At 38.4% G+C, this 13,780-nt stretch carries 13 protein-coding genes; 10 read left to right on the top strand and 3 right to left on the bottom strand.

Translation table 11 applies throughout. The annotated features are described in order from the left end of the window. Positions 1 to 68 precede the first annotated feature (68 nt). On the top strand, positions 69 to 1,922 hold the full coding sequence (locus tag ACOMC3_RS03500; protein WP_420318142.1) for a cation:proton antiporter: 1,854 nt from the start codon (positions 69 to 71) through the stop codon (positions 1,920 to 1,922). Here ACOMC3_RS03500 and tilS read toward each other — a convergent pair. Next, positions 1,900 to 3,210 (bottom strand): tRNA lysidine(34) synthetase TilS, encoded by a 1,311-nt coding sequence (gene tilS, locus ACOMC3_RS03495; RefSeq protein WP_420318141.1) that lies wholly within the window; start codon positions 3,208 to 3,210, stop codon positions 1,900 to 1,902. The two genes, ACOMC3_RS03500 and tilS, sit on opposite strands and share 23 nt — an antisense overlap. 24 nt (positions 3,211 to 3,234) lie before the next feature. On the opposite strand from tilS, the gene ACOMC3_RS03490 reads away from it, so the two are divergent. The 9 genes from ACOMC3_RS03490 (at position 3,235) to ispE (ending at position 12,088) form a co-directional block, all read left to right on the top strand. Further along, positions 3,235 to 4,869 (top strand): OstA-like protein, encoded by a 1,635-nt coding sequence (locus tag ACOMC3_RS03490; RefSeq protein WP_420318140.1) that lies wholly within the window; start codon positions 3,235 to 3,237, stop codon positions 4,867 to 4,869. 58 nt (positions 4,870 to 4,927) lie between these two features. Then, positions 4,928 to 5,734 (top strand): outer membrane protein assembly factor BamD, encoded by an 807-nt coding sequence (locus ACOMC3_RS03485; RefSeq protein WP_420318139.1) that lies wholly within the window; start codon positions 4,928 to 4,930, stop codon positions 5,732 to 5,734. Between the two features lie 10 nt (positions 5,735 to 5,744). Then, positions 5,745 to 6,077: a DNA-directed RNA polymerase subunit omega gene (locus ACOMC3_RS03480; protein WP_420318138.1), complete on the top strand. Its 333-nt coding sequence runs from the start codon at positions 5,745 to 5,747 to the stop codon at positions 6,075 to 6,077. 10 nt (positions 6,078 to 6,087) lie between these two features. Then, positions 6,088 to 7,278 (top strand): bifunctional phosphopantothenoylcysteine decarboxylase/phosphopantothenate--cysteine ligase CoaBC, encoded by a 1,191-nt coding sequence (gene coaBC / locus ACOMC3_RS03475; protein ID WP_420318137.1) that lies wholly within the window; start codon positions 6,088 to 6,090, stop codon positions 7,276 to 7,278. Further along, a complete protein-coding gene (locus tag ACOMC3_RS03470) occupies positions 7,275 to 8,162 on the top strand; it encodes a DUF4835 family protein (RefSeq protein WP_420318136.1) in 888 nt (295 codons plus the stop codon). The genes coaBC and ACOMC3_RS03470 overlap by 4 nt, the downstream gene beginning before the upstream one ends. A 26-nt stretch (positions 8,163 to 8,188) precedes the next feature. After that, positions 8,189 to 9,859, top strand: a complete 1,671-nt coding sequence (gene recN, locus ACOMC3_RS03465) for a DNA repair protein RecN (protein ID WP_420318135.1) — start codon at positions 8,189 to 8,191, stop codon at positions 9,857 to 9,859. 96 nt (positions 9,860 to 9,955) lie between these two features. Beyond that, positions 9,956 to 10,378: an endonuclease domain-containing protein gene (locus ACOMC3_RS03460; protein WP_420318134.1), complete on the top strand. Its 423-nt coding sequence runs from the start codon at positions 9,956 to 9,958 to the stop codon at positions 10,376 to 10,378. Positions 10,379 to 10,389: 11 nt separating this feature from the next. After that, positions 10,390 to 11,202 (top strand): enoyl-ACP reductase FabI, encoded by an 813-nt coding sequence (locus ACOMC3_RS03455; RefSeq protein ID WP_420318133.1) that lies wholly within the window; start codon positions 10,390 to 10,392, stop codon positions 11,200 to 11,202. A gap of 97 nt (positions 11,203 to 11,299) precedes the next feature. Then, positions 11,300 to 12,088: a 4-(cytidine 5'-diphospho)-2-C-methyl-D-erythritol kinase gene (gene ispE, locus ACOMC3_RS03450; RefSeq protein WP_420318132.1), complete on the top strand. Its 789-nt coding sequence runs from the start codon at positions 11,300 to 11,302 to the stop codon at positions 12,086 to 12,088. Positions 12,089 to 12,095: 7 nt separating this feature from the next. On the opposite strand, the gene ACOMC3_RS03445 is transcribed toward ispE, so the two are convergent. After that, on the bottom strand, positions 12,096 to 12,878 hold the full coding sequence (locus ACOMC3_RS03445; RefSeq protein WP_420318131.1) for a queuosine precursor transporter: 783 nt from the start codon (positions 12,876 to 12,878) through the stop codon (positions 12,096 to 12,098). Continuing rightward, positions 12,868 to 13,779 carry a ribonuclease Z gene (locus ACOMC3_RS03440; protein WP_420319298.1) on the bottom strand — a complete coding sequence of 304 codons (912 nt, stop codon included), beginning with the start codon at positions 13,777 to 13,779 and terminating at the stop codon, positions 12,868 to 12,870. The genes ACOMC3_RS03445 and ACOMC3_RS03440 overlap by 11 nt, the downstream gene beginning before the upstream one ends. Position 13,780 lies beyond the last annotated feature (1 nt).

Genomic DNA, 13,780 nt, shown 5'->3' with positions numbered 1-13,780 from the left:
AATTCCATTAAAATCCATTTCGCTATTTTACTGCTTGAGTTTCCTGAAACCAACCAGCAGTCTAACCAATGGATATTAATTATGGGCCACTATTTGTCGTTTTCGTCATCGCATGGCTGGTCCCATTAATATTGTCTTGGTTAGAAATATCACGATCACATGCAGTGATTCTAAAAATTGTATTGGGAGTAGTTATCGGTCCATATGTCTTGGATTTGATCGTGGAAACTCAGTACATGGATTTTTTGGCGCAAACCGGCTTCTTAATACTAATATTTCTCGCAGGATTTGAGATTAATGTCAATAAGATTATTTCCTCATTTCCTAAAAAACTAAAATTCGCTGATATCATAAGCAACACCCTAATTGTTGCCATTATCATATACTTTGGTTCTCTATTCCTCTCATTACCAGCGGCCTGGTTAATCAGCCAGTTTTTCGATGTAGATATCGTTTTCTATACCATTTTACTACCAACAGTAGCATTAAGTATCACGGTACCTATACTCAAATCAGACGGCATTCTATCCAGAAGATTTGGTCAAGTCATTTTGATGGAAGGTGCAGTAGCTTCAGTGATGAGTATCATTCTTATTTCTGTGTATTCAGGAGTTCTAAAAAATGGTTTTGAAGTAGAATTACTTTTATTTTCTGTCATATTTCTCGTTTTTATTGTCACCTATGTCATAGGAAAGAGGCTACTTAAGGTTCGCACATTCCAAAAATTACTCTACACACTAGAGCATGCTGCCAGCCAAATCAGAGTAAGAGGCGCTGTGGTATTACTACTGCTATTTGTAATAGTGGCTCACCTTCTAGATACAGAGCTTGTAATGGGAGCATTCTTTGCTGGAACACTCTTAAGCCTGTTTGTCAATAAAGAGCGTTCTGCTCTTCTTTTCAAGTTGGATGGAATGAGCTACGGGTTCTTTATTCCTATTTTCTTCATCATGGTAGGTGTAAACCTGGACCTTTCCGCACTTAGTAATTTTGAAGAATCCATCCCATTAATCCTGGTTTTAGTTTTTAGTTTCTTTTTCATTCAAATCATTCCTTCACTCGTGATGACCAGGCTTTTTGGATTTAAGAAAGCAATTGCAGCAGGTGTTTTAAATACAGCTAGAATGGGGTTGACCATAGCTGCAGCCCAAATTGGTCTTTCTCTTGAAGTTATCACCACAGCAGATAATGCAGGCATTGTGGCCTCTGCAATCATCGTGAGCCTTACCTGTCCTTTAATCTACCAATTCCTTAGTGGCGACAAGGAGGAGCATCATGGTACCTATATTTTTGGTGGCAGCAGAGCCAGTTTACACCTCGCTGAAAGAATGAACATGCACGATTCATCCTGCATAACCTATCTCCAAAACAAGGTGATCGCAAAAGAATTTGATCGGAAAGGGATTAAGCATCAGGATGTCGCGGTATTAGATACTGATTTTCTCAAAACACTTCATATCAGACCCTCAGATCTGATCATTGTACTGACTGAGTCTAAAAACCTCAATCTTGAATTAGCCAGGTTCCTCAAAAATGAGCTGAAGCATAATAAAATGATCATGCGAAAACAATCTGCATCACATGATCTAATTGATCCACAAGGTGACTTGAAAATCGTCGATCACGATGAGGTTTTAGCCAATCATATTGAAGATATGGTTACTCGGCCACACTCTGTAGGCACACTCCAGGAAAGCTTTGGTATGTATCGTGTAGAAGAAATACTTATTAAGAGTAAGGATATCCATCGCAAACTAGTGAAAGAAGTAGCATTCCCTCCTTCGGGTTCCTTGGTCATTCAGCGGAGAAACGGGGAAATCTTCATTCCTCATGGAGACACTCATCTCCTCATGGGTGATGTGATTACTGTTATCGGCAATACCACAGCTCTACATGATTTCAGGGGGATTCTTGAGGGATAAAGGATAATTTGAGTGCTGTATTTTTACTGGTTGTAAGTTTGAAAGATTCGGAAATTCGATAACCCACCACCCAGGCAATCTCATCTCCCGCCTCCAGAATCAAAACTTCTTTCTTTCTGTTTTGAGGTATCTTTAGATCAATGAAAAAATCACTGATTTTTTTCATCCCCCTCATTCCAAGTGGCTGGAACCGGTCCCCCTCTTTCCAATTTCTGAGTGAAAGTGGAAATTTAATTTTATCATGATTCAGAAAAGCTTCATTCTCATTTCCAAAATTTATCTGATCGCTGGAAACTATCTCAACAACTAGTTTTTTAGTACCAACCACATACTCTCCTTCTTCTTGAATAAGCAGATCAACATTTTCAGATTCACCTTTATCAATGAATAATTCGGATCGATCCATTGTAAGAAACCATCCTTCTCCAATAAAACTCTTACCGGACTTTCCGCGAGCTTCAAAAATTTCTTTCGAAGTAGTATAGTTTACACCAAATTCAGTTAAAAGATCAGCTAAAATCAATTCATCAGATGGGGCAGAGATCCAGTTAAGTTCCAGTCTAAACCCTCCATTATCCTCTAGTAAAAATTGTTTTTTAACTGCCTGCACCCTTTCACTAACAATGTGGCTCGCATGAGTAATTCGTTCCTGAGTCAGGATAAAAGAATTTAAGATTGAAGGATTTACCTTTTCTAATTCTGGGATTACATGATGCCTGATGTGATTTCGATCATAATCATCTGTTTCATTACTTGAATCTTCCCTCCAGTCGATTCCAACATCCATGGCATAATCGTGGATTTCCTTTTTGGTAGCAAATAATAGAGGCCTGATTACTTTTTCGTTTTGAATCGGGATACCAGCTAACCCCTTCACACCAGTTCCTCTTGCAAGGTTATTTAAAACTGTTTCTAAAGAATCATTTAGATGGTGCGCGGTCGCAATCTTATCCAGTCCATTTTCAAGTAACAGCTCATTGAACCATTGATATCGAACATTTCTGGCCTCCAATTGGATAGATCCGGCAAGATCAAAAGCTTTCACAAAGCAGTTAATGCCATTTTTATCAGCCCAATCAAGGACAAACACTTCATCCCCATTGGATTCTTCACCCCTTAATCCAAAATTGCAATGAGCGATTGCTATCTCAAATCCTTCCTTCAAAAACAAATCTGAGAGTACCATCGAATCAACACCGCCACTAACAGCAAGTAGTATTTTTTCACCGCCATTAATCAAATGTTTGGAATGAATAAAATCATGGAACTGTTTTTGTAAAGAATGCACAACTCGATCAGTTAATTTTGCAAAATGCGGAAGTTAGTTCAATCCTGTATGGTCCTTATTGTATTGTTCATGTCAATTGAGAGCACTCAAGCTCAAAAAGTTGACAGAATCAAATACAAAGCTGATGATTTATTTGAATTTCGTCAAAACGGCGAAAAAATACGAAGGCTCATCGGAAACGTAGTTTTCGCTCAGGAAACAACCACCATGTACTGTGACAGCTCTTATTATTATGTGAAGGATAATGTCATGGAAGCATTTGGCCGAGTAAAAATCATTGATGATTCTGTAACTATTACATCTACAAAGCTGATTTATAATGGCCAAAATAGAACCGCACAATTGAGAGATAATGTGATTTACACCAAAGGTGACCAACGTTTGACTACCAATTTTCTGGATTATAATCTGGATACAGAAATTGGAAATTATTACAACGGCGGAAAGCTCAAAGATTCAGTTAATGTACTCACAAGTGAGACCGGATATTATTACGGATTACAAAAATACGCGCTGTTTTGGAGTAATGTGATTTTGGTTGCACCGGACTATACCTTAAAATCTGATACGCTCAGATACAACACGCTACCAAAAATTGCTATCACAGAAGGTAAGACTACCATCATAACAGAAGATGAATCAATTCTTCATGCAAATGGAGGAACCTTTAGGACCAAAATTGAACAGTCAGAATTCATTGAAGGAACCATCGAAACTACCGATTATTACATGGAGGGTGATCAATTGTTGTTTGATGACCTAAAAAAATATTACGATGCGAAAGGCAATGTAAAACTAACGTCCAAGGAAAATGATGTCGTCATAACCGGAGATTTTGGATATGCGGACAAAGGGAATAACATAAGTAAAGTCTATGGCCATGCCTTGATGAGAAGATTTCTTGATCAAGATACACTTTACCTGGCAGCAGACACGCTAGTATCAATTGAAAGTGATTATGATTCAGCTAAAAGAATTTTAGCCTATCACAACGTTAGAATTTGGAAGAGTAACCTTCAAGGATTGGCGGATTCAGCAGCATATTATTTGCAAGATTCCATGCTCTTTTTTTACAAAGATCCCATTTTCTGGAATCTCAAAAATCAGCTGGAAGGAGATACCATTAAGATGAATGTGACTGAAAAGGAAATAAAGTCTATGACCCTGTTGCAACGGGCATTTTTAGCAACAGAAGATACGCTCAAGAACTATAATCAAATTAAAGGCAGAACGATGAATGCCTTCTTTGAAAAATCTCAAATTAATCGGATAAATGTCAATGGAAACGGTGAAAGCATTTATTACGTGCTAGACGAGGATGATCCGAATGATATCATAACCTTAGGAATGAATCGGATTCTGTGTAGTGATATGACCATCAGGTTTAAAAACGAAGAACTTGATAACATATCCTTTTACATAAAACCAGAAGCTCGCTTTATCCCGCCTCATGAACTCACGGCAGAAGTTCAGGTGCTCCAAGGTTTTGAGTGGAAAGGTGATCAAAGACCAACCCTTGACGAACTACTCACAGCAAAACAAAGGGTAAATGTAGATAAGAAGCCTACTGCATTACCACCGACTCAAAAATTAGACCTTGAAGGTGGTAAAAAAAGTAAGAAGGAATTGTTAAAATCCCTTAAAGGGAAGGGTGAATAACTCAACCATGTTTCCGTTTAAGGTATAAGTCCTTAGTTTTGCCGACTATTAAAAAATTATGAGGGAAATTAGAATTCTATTCTTGATAATTACAGCGATTTCAATTGCTGGCTGTAGCAAATTTAGAAAGATACAAAAAAGTGGAGATTGGAGGATTAAGTATGAAGCTTCCCTGGCATACTACGAGGAAGAAGATTATCATAGAACAATAATTCTATTAGAAGATATCTTACCGATTATAAGGGGTACGGAAGAAGCAGAATTAGCCAATTTTTACCTTGCCTATAGTTACTTCTACCAAAAGCAATACATTCTAAGTTCTCATCATTTTAGTGAGTTTGTAAGAATATTTGGGCGGTCTGAATACGTAATGGAAGCAGCCTATATGCATGCTTATTCTCTATTCCAGCAATCTCCAGACTACCAATTAGATCAGACAGTAACTTATGAAGCAATTGCTGCGATGCAGAAATTCATCAATAAATACCCAACTTCGAAGTATGCGCCTGATGCCGATCGGATTATTGATGAAATGCAACAAAAGCTCGAAAAAAAGGCCTATGAGCAATGTAAGCTTTACCACAAACTCAGAAGATATAAAGCTGCTCTAGTTGTTTATGACAATTTCTCCGATGATTATCCTGACTCACATTACAATGAAGAAGTCTCCTATTTAAGGATAGAAACGGCTTTTGACCTGGCGCAAGAGAGTATCCGTTCTAAACAAGAAGAGCGATTCAAAAATACGGTCGATCATTACATTGCTTTCATAGACAAATACCCTAACAGTAAATTTTTAAAAGAAGCAGAGAAAATTTATGTTGAAAGCATAGAAGAAATAACTAAATTTGCCGATTCAAATTAATAATGGCGATATGCAGCAAATAAATCCATCAATAATCACACGAGACAATCAAGATGTTCTTGAGCCTACTGGCAATCTATATGAGTCTTTAGTGATCATCGCTAAGCGAGCAAGACAAATCAGCGCGAATCAAAAGGAAGAGCTTAATGCAAAACTTGCCGAGTTTGCATCTTCAGTTGACAACTTAGAAGAAATTTTTGAAAATAGAGAGCAGATTGAAATCTCTAAATTCTACGAACGTATGCCAAAGCCAACAACGATGGCTATCGAAGAATTTCTGAATAGTGAATTAAATTTTAGATTACCAGAAGAAGAAGACGATTCTCCCTCAGATTTAACATAAATTAGTCGCCATGTTGGCGGGTAAGAAAATATTATTAGCGGTTTGTGGGTCAATAGCGGCCTATAAAACCGCTTTTTTTGTGCGCTTACTTGTAAAAGAAGGTGCGGAAGTTAAGGTCATCATGACCAATAGCGCCAAGGACTTCATCACTCCGCTTACATTAGCAACCCTGTCTAAAAATCCCGTATACTCTGAATATTTTGACAAGGATTCAGGTGAATGGCATAATCATGTAGAGCTTGGGATGTGGGCAGATCTAATGCTTATTGCACCATTAAGTGCCAATACGCTTGGTAAAATGGCAAATGGGATTTGTGACAATCTTCTTCTTGCAACGTACCTATCTGCCAAATGTCCTGTGATGGTTGCCCCGGCAATGGATCTGGATATGTATCAGCACCCTACAACGTTAGAAAATCTTAAAAAGCTTCAGTCTTTTGGCAATGAGGTGATTGAAGCTCGAGATGGAGAACTTGCAAGTGGATTATCTGGCCAGGGACGAATGGCAGAGCCAGAAGAACTAGTTGAACTAGTAAAAAAAAAGCTCTATAAATCAGATGCACTAAAAGGCAAGAAGGTATTAATCACTTCCGGTCCAACATTTGAAGCGCTTGATCCTGTTCGTTTCATTGGAAATCACTCCTCAGGAAAAATGGGAACTTCAATTGCTGAAGCTTTTAGCCAAGCGGGAGCCAAGGTAATCATGGTCTCAGGTCCCGCAGATCATTTTCCCAATAAGGGAGAACTCATAAAAGTCCAGTCTGCTGAAGAGATGCTTAATGAAACTCAAAAAAGACACGCGGATGCTGACATAGTCATTTTCTCAGCAGCAGTATCAGATTATCGTCCCAAAAATCCTGCAAAAGAAAAAATCAAGAAGAAAGACGATAGCCTCAAACTTGAATTGATTAAGAACCCGGACATTGCTGCAGTTCTTGGAAAAAAGAAAGAAAATCAGTTTCACATAGGTTTTGCATTAGAAACTACCAATGAGGAAGGTAATGCAAAGGAAAAGCTCACAAAGAAAAATTTTGATCTTATCGTACTCAATTCACTCAACGATAATGGAGCAGGTTTTAAGAGCGACACCAATAAAGTAACCTTCTTTGATAAGAACAATAACACGCAAAAATTTGAGTTGAAAAGTAAGGTCGAAGTGGCACAGGATATCGTTGATTATGTCATAAAAAATCATTCATGAGAGTTATTGGATTGATCCTAGTTTTTTTTAGTGCGTACGCATATTCACAAGAACTCAACTGTCGAGTGATTGTCAATGCTCAACAAATTCAGACAACAGAGCGAGCCATTTTTACAGAGATGGAAACAGAGTTTGCCCAATTTCTAAATACCACAAAGTGGACCAATGATGAATTTCAGGAAGAAGAGGTGATCAACTGCAATCTTGTGATTACAATGACAGAAATGCCAAGTATTGGGGTATTTAAAGCCTCTGTTCAGGTGTTATCTAGTCGGCCCGTTTATGGAACAAGCTATGAATCGGTCGTGATGAATTTTGCGGATAGAGACTGGGATTTTGAATATGTTCAATCTCAACCTCTGCGATTCAATGAAAATGCATTTACAAGTAACATCACTTCAATGCTTGCCTATTATGCTTACATGATAATCGGTTTTGATTACGATACCTTTGAGGATCTGGGTGGCACTAACCATTTTCAGAGCGCATTTAAAATTGTAAATAATGCGCAGCAAACCAATTATACGGGTTGGCAACAATTCAATAGTGTTAGAAATAGGTATTGGCTCATTGAGAATATTCAAAATCCGCAATTAGAACTTGTAAGAAAAGCGCTCTACACCTATCATCGAGAAGGTCTCGATATTATGGCTGAAGACCGAGAACAAGCAGAAAAGAATATCATATTAGCTCTTTCTGAGATTCAAAAAGCAAATAGAGCCCGACCAAGATCAATATTAACTATCGCTTTCATGGACGCCAAGTCAGGAGAATTGATTCAAATTTTTTCTGAATCTAATTTAGCCACGCGCAGACAAGCGTATAATCTTCTCAGTAATATTGATCCTTCAAGAACGGATGAATATAAAGCATTGATTGACTAGTCTCTAACCTATCTTTGCGATCGATCATGATCAAGTCACTTCAGATAAAAAATTATGCGCTTATTCAGGATTTAGAGATGGCTCCTTCTCCTCAATTAAATATAATTACTGGAGAAACTGGGGCTGGTAAATCAATCATGCTTGGTGCGGTAGGATTGCTTCTTGGCAAACGTGCCGACACAAAGGTTCTCTTGAATGAAAATCAAAAATGTATAGTAGAGGGAGTGTTTGATATTTCGGCATACTCTTTAAAGAGAATCTTTGAAGAAGAAGACTTGGATTATGACCTGGAATGTGTCATTCGGAGAGAGATCAGTCCATCGGGCAAATCCAGAGCTTTTGTGAATGATACCCCTACTAATTTGAGTGCATTGAAAGCCATTGGAGAAAAGCTCATGGATGTTCACTCACAGCACGAATCATTGCAACTAGGGAACAATCAGTATCAATTAGATGCATTAGATGCCTTTGCAGCACACCCGGAACTATTGGGTTCATATCAAACTGCATTTAGTAGCTATTCAGTAGCAAAAAATCAATTAACAAAACTTGAATCATTGGCTGCCCAAAGTGCTGAAGATGCAGATTATAAGCAGTTTTTGCTGACTGAATTGGTTGAAGCTGATTTGGATAATCTTAATCAAGAGTCATTGGAAAATGAACTTGAAGTGCTTGAGAATGCAGAAGACATCAAACTCAAGCTTTCCCAGGTCATCAATCTACTAGATGATTCTGAGGTTGCCATTCTTCAGCAGTTAAAAGAATCAAAATCTCTTCTATTCGCAATTTCGAAGTTCTCGAAGGAACTAGAAGACATAAGTGAGCGCGTAGAAAGTGTATCCATTGAATTAGCCGATGTATTCAATGAATTGCAGCATGTGCAAGAGATGGTTGAGCACGACCCTGAAAAAATACAGGTGTTAAAAGATCAATTGGATTTATTATATCGCCTTCAAAAAAAACATTCTGTTCTAACTGTAGAAGAGTTGATCAAACTGAGGGATGAACTGGACGAAAGCATAAACAAAGTTGCCAATCTTGATAATGATATTGCTAAGGCAAAGAAAGATCTTGAATTAGCTAAAAAAGAACTTCAAAACGTCGGAAAGAAGCTCACTGAGTCCAGAAGGCTATCGGCACTCAACTTTGCTGATGAGATTGAAAAAATCATTCATCGTCTTGGTATTGAAAATGGAACAGTTGACCTAAAGGTTCGTGAAAGCGAGCCAAATCCTAACGGACTAGATACCATAGAAATGCGCTTTAGTGCAAATAAAGGTATAAGGCCTCAAGAGTTGAAAGAAGTAGCTTCCGGCGGTGAGTTTTCTCGTTTGATCTTTGCTGTCAAATACCTAATAGCCGACAAGACGGCTATGCCTACCATCATATTTGATGAAATTGATACCGGAGTATCAGGTGAGGTTGCCTTACAAATGATTCGTATGATGCAGCAAATGGCAAAGAACCATCAAGTGATCAGCATCAGTCACCTTCCTCAATTTGCAGCAGGTGGAGATGCTCATTATTATGTGTATAAAGATCATACTTCAGATCGATCTGTTAGCCGAATCAAACGGCTGGCTAATGAAGATCGTATAGCAGAAATTGCTAAAATGATTGGTGGTGAGAATCCAGGCGCATCCGCTGTTGAGAGTGCTAAGGAGCTCCTGCAGATGACCCCAGAAAGGGAGAATTAAAGATATTTGCAAAAGCGCGATTCCCCCTTAACAAAGGGGGTGAGGGGGTTGTAAGAATAATCAATAAAGGTGCCTGGATTCTTATATTTGCTCAAAATGAAGATTTACTATGATCCAAAGTTAAAAGAGCTCTCACGTCAATTGAGAAAGAATAGCACCTTGTCTGAAATTTTGCTTTGGGAAGAATTAAAATCAAAAAAAATGTATGGATATCAATTTATGAGACAAAAGCCCATACTTAATTACATTGTTGATTTCTTTTGTAGTAAACTTAATCTTATAATCGAAATTGATGGTAAATCTCACGATCATGTAGAAGCCTATAAGGCAGATTTGAAAAGACAAAACGAAATAGAAAAATTAGGTGTTAGGTTTTTAAGGTTTGATGATTTGGATGTGAAACACAATATTTCCAATGTCCTGAGAACCATCGAAAGCTATATCTTAGATTTTGAAGATAGGAACAACCCCCCATCCCCCTTTATTAAGGGGGAGACAGACACATTAAAAAGAATTTAAAAACACTAATCATGTCAAATAATTTACTGAAAGGAAAGAGAGGAATCATCTCAGGAGCACTTGATCAAAATTCAATCGCATGGAAAGTAGCTGAAAAAGCCCATGAGCAAGGTGCCTCATTTACATTGACCAACGCTCCCATTGCGATGCGGATGGGTGAGATCAATAAGTTGGGAGAACAGTGCAATGCCGAAATCATCCCTGCAGATGCCACCTCGATGGAGGATTTAGAAAATCTTTTCAATAAGTCTCAAGAAACACTAGGAGGAAAAATTGATTTCGTTCTCCACTCCATTGGTATGAGTCCAAACGTGAGAAAAGGGAAAGATTATGGGGATCTGAATTATGATTGGTTTCAGAAAACATTGGATGTCTCTGCCCTATCCTTTCACAAGATGATGCAAACAGCTGAAAAACTGGATGCCATGAATGAGTGGGGATCAATTTTAGGTCTATCATACATCGCTGCTCAGCGAACATTCCCTGATTACTCTGACATGGCTCAAGCCAAAGCCTTATTGGAATCCATTGCTAGAAGTTACGGGTATCGTATGGGTATTAATAAGAAAGTGAGAGTAAATACTATTTCACAATCTCCAACGATGACAACAGCTGGCTCTGGCGTGCCTGGCTTTGATGTATTTTTCAATTATGCCGATAAAATGTCTCCACTGGGAAATGCGGATGCTGAGAGCTGTGCCGATTATTGCATCACCATGTTCTCTGATTTAACTCGAATGGTGACCATGCAAAACCTTATGCATGATGGAGGATTCTCCACATCCGGTATTACTGAAGCGATGGTGGAAGAGTTGAGTAAATGACAGTTATAAACTGTCATCGCCAACGTATTGAAGGATCCATCTAATTCGAGGATAGGTTCCTTCATTCATTGAATGACATTCTAATAAACATCAACCAATGATCACCTTCCCCAACGCAAAAATCAACCTTGGGCTCAACATCGTGAGTAAACGGGAAGATGGTTATCATAACATTGAAAGCTGCTTCTATCCTATCCCCTGGTACGACTGCCTGGAGATTATAGAGGCAGCTTCTTTTTCTTTATATAGCTACGGGTTGGAAATTCCAGGTGATTCTGACGCTAATCTGTGTGTGAAAGCATATGAATTATTAAAGAAAGATTTTGATATCCCTTCGATAGAAATTCATTTATTGAAAAACATTCCAATGGGTGCTGGGTTAGGTGGTGGCTCAGCTGACGGAGCGTTTACACTGAAGATGTTGAATGAGATTTTTAGGCTTGAGCTACCAAACCAAGAGCTAAAAGAATATGCCTTGCAGTTGGGTAGCGATTGTCCCTACTTCATAGAGAACAAACCAGCAATAGCTAGAGGACGCGGTGAAGTATTAAAAGAAATTGGTCTAGATCTAAAAGGATATTACCTCGCCATTCACAATCCCGGAATTCATATCTCTACTAAAGAAGCATATGCAGGTGTAAATCCAGGATCTGTTGATACTTCTATTCCAGAAATCATCAAAACGCCAATCGAGCAATGGAAAAATGGTCTTAAAAATGATTTTGAAGCTTCCATTTTTCCAAATCATTCAGAAATAGAGCAGTTGAAAAAGGAAATGTATGATGCTGGATCTGTTTATGCCTCGATGACTGGAAGTGGCAGTACCGTTTATGGGTTATTTGAAAATCCGCTGGAACATTCAAATTGGAAGATTTTCAACTTGTAGACAGAAATTAAAAGCTACTCTGACTTGCTTCCTCCTTGATTTTATCTGCCTCTTCTTTTCCCAAATATCGATCGATTAGAAAATGCCCCAGGTAAATAAGTGGAGTGAGAGCTATCGCCACAATAAACTTATAGATGTAATTGAGTGACCCCACTGAAAGAACCTGAGATAAATCCCATCTACTTTCAGCAGGTGCCAGAATATAAAAGGCAATTGCCAGGACAACAAAGCTGTCTATCAATTGTGAGATGAGCGTAGAGCCTGTAGCTCTCAGCCAAATCATTTTTTCACCGGTAATTTTTCGTAAGCGTTGAAAAATTGCCACGTCCAGCAACTGCCCAATCAGAAAGGCAATGATGGATCCTACGATGATCCCCAAACCCTGTGTATAAATTTTGTTAAAGGCAAAATTCATATTGAAGAAGTTACCTTCAGGATCTGTGTTATTTACTTCTAACCAGAAACCTGCCGGGCTTAGCTTGGTTACTACCCATATCATCAAAAAAGCATAAGAGATACATCCTACAGCAATGAAACTGATTTTACGAACACCTGATTTCCCAAAATATTCATTAATAATATCTGTAGTAATAAAAACAACTGGCCAAATCATCACTCCGGCTGTCAGATTGAAATCCAGCGTATATCCAAATATGTTTAGATTGGCTGGCTCCATTCCTATGGTCTGTTCCAGGGAGAATATCTTCACACCAATGAGCTCGGCCAGAATGGCGTTCGTTAGAAAAATCGCTCCTAATATGATGAAGAGATTCTGCTTTTTATTTCCCATCTACCGTAAATTTGGTTCCTTCAATTGCTAATTCCGTGTTGTCGAACACTGCTTTTGCTTCATTAATAATTGGATCCAGTTCTTTGTATCGAGCAGAAAAGTGACCCAATATCAATCTACCAACCTTGGCTTCTTTAGCATATTGGGCTGCTTGTTCTGCAGTCGTATGATACGTTTGAATCGCTCGATCCTTCATATCATTAGCAAAAGTGGCCTCATGATAAAGTAAATTAACCCCTTCAATCAATGGTTTTAATTCAGGTCGTAATTTCGTATCAGAAAAGAAGGCATAGCTAAAACTTGGATTGGGATCTAGGGTTAGCAGCTTGTTTTTATACTTCACAGATCCATCAGCTTCCAAAATGTCCTCACCTTCTTTAAGTCGAATAATATCCAGATTCGAAAGCTGAACCTCAGGTAGTTTATTACGATTGATCCTTCTTTTCTTTGGTTTTTCCTGAAAGAGATAACCGGAGCATGGTACTCTGTGATCCATCGGTAAGGTGGTTACCGTAAATTTTGGTGTCTCATAGACCACTTCTGACTCGCCTGGAGTAAACTCTAAAAACCTTATATGAAAATTGAGTGAGGTTTCTGAATACCTAAGCTGAAGTTGCAATATCTCCTTCAATCCGGGCGGACCAACTAGTAGCAACTCTTTTTTTCTACCAAAGAGATGCATCGTTGATAATAGTCCGATCAATCCAAAATAATGATCTCCGTGAAGGTGTGAAATAAGAATATGATCGATTCTGGAAAGCTTTACCTTATACCGCTTCATAAGCAGTTGAGTTCCCTCTCCACAATCAATCAAAAAGTGTTGGTCTTGCAATTTAAAAAGCTGGGCCGTATGATGCCGACGATGTGCAAACGCGGCTGAATTAGACCCTAGTATCAGCAAT

This window comes from Ekhidna sp. (assembly GCF_965212185.1).
GTDB lineage: Bacteria > Bacteroidota > Bacteroidia > Cytophagales > Cyclobacteriaceae > Ekhidna.
This window is presented reverse-complemented; position numbering and strand designations above follow the sequence as displayed.

Excerpts from the sequence above, each read along its gene's own strand:
- ACOMC3_RS03460 (WP_420318134.1), top strand. The coding sequence starts at position 9,956 with ATGAAGATTTACTATGATCCAAAGTTAAAAGAGCTCTCACGTCAATTG.
- coaBC (WP_420318137.1), top strand. The coding sequence starts at position 6,088 with ATGTTGGCGGGTAAGAAAATATTATTAGCGGTTTGTGGGTCAATAGCG.
- ACOMC3_RS03500 (WP_420318142.1), top strand. The coding sequence starts at position 69 with ATGGATATTAATTATGGGCCACTATTTGTCGTTTTCGTCATCGCATGG.
- recN (WP_420318135.1), top strand. The coding sequence starts at position 8,189 with ATGATCAAGTCACTTCAGATAAAAAATTATGCGCTTATTCAGGATTTA.
- ACOMC3_RS03470 (WP_420318136.1), top strand. The coding sequence starts at position 7,275 with ATGAGAGTTATTGGATTGATCCTAGTTTTTTTTAGTGCGTACGCATAT.
- ACOMC3_RS03445 (WP_420318131.1), bottom strand. The coding sequence starts at position 12,878 with ATGGGAAATAAAAAGCAGAATCTCTTCATCATATTAGGAGCGATTTTT.
- ACOMC3_RS03455 (WP_420318133.1), top strand. The coding sequence starts at position 10,390 with ATGTCAAATAATTTACTGAAAGGAAAGAGAGGAATCATCTCAGGAGCA.
- ACOMC3_RS03490 (WP_420318140.1), top strand. The coding sequence starts at position 3,235 with ATGCGGAAGTTAGTTCAATCCTGTATGGTCCTTATTGTATTGTTCATG.
- ACOMC3_RS03485 (WP_420318139.1), top strand. The coding sequence starts at position 4,928 with ATGAGGGAAATTAGAATTCTATTCTTGATAATTACAGCGATTTCAATT.
- ACOMC3_RS03480 (WP_420318138.1), top strand. The coding sequence starts at position 5,745 with ATGCAGCAAATAAATCCATCAATAATCACACGAGACAATCAAGATGTT.
- ispE (WP_420318132.1), top strand. The coding sequence starts at position 11,300 with ATGATCACCTTCCCCAACGCAAAAATCAACCTTGGGCTCAACATCGTG.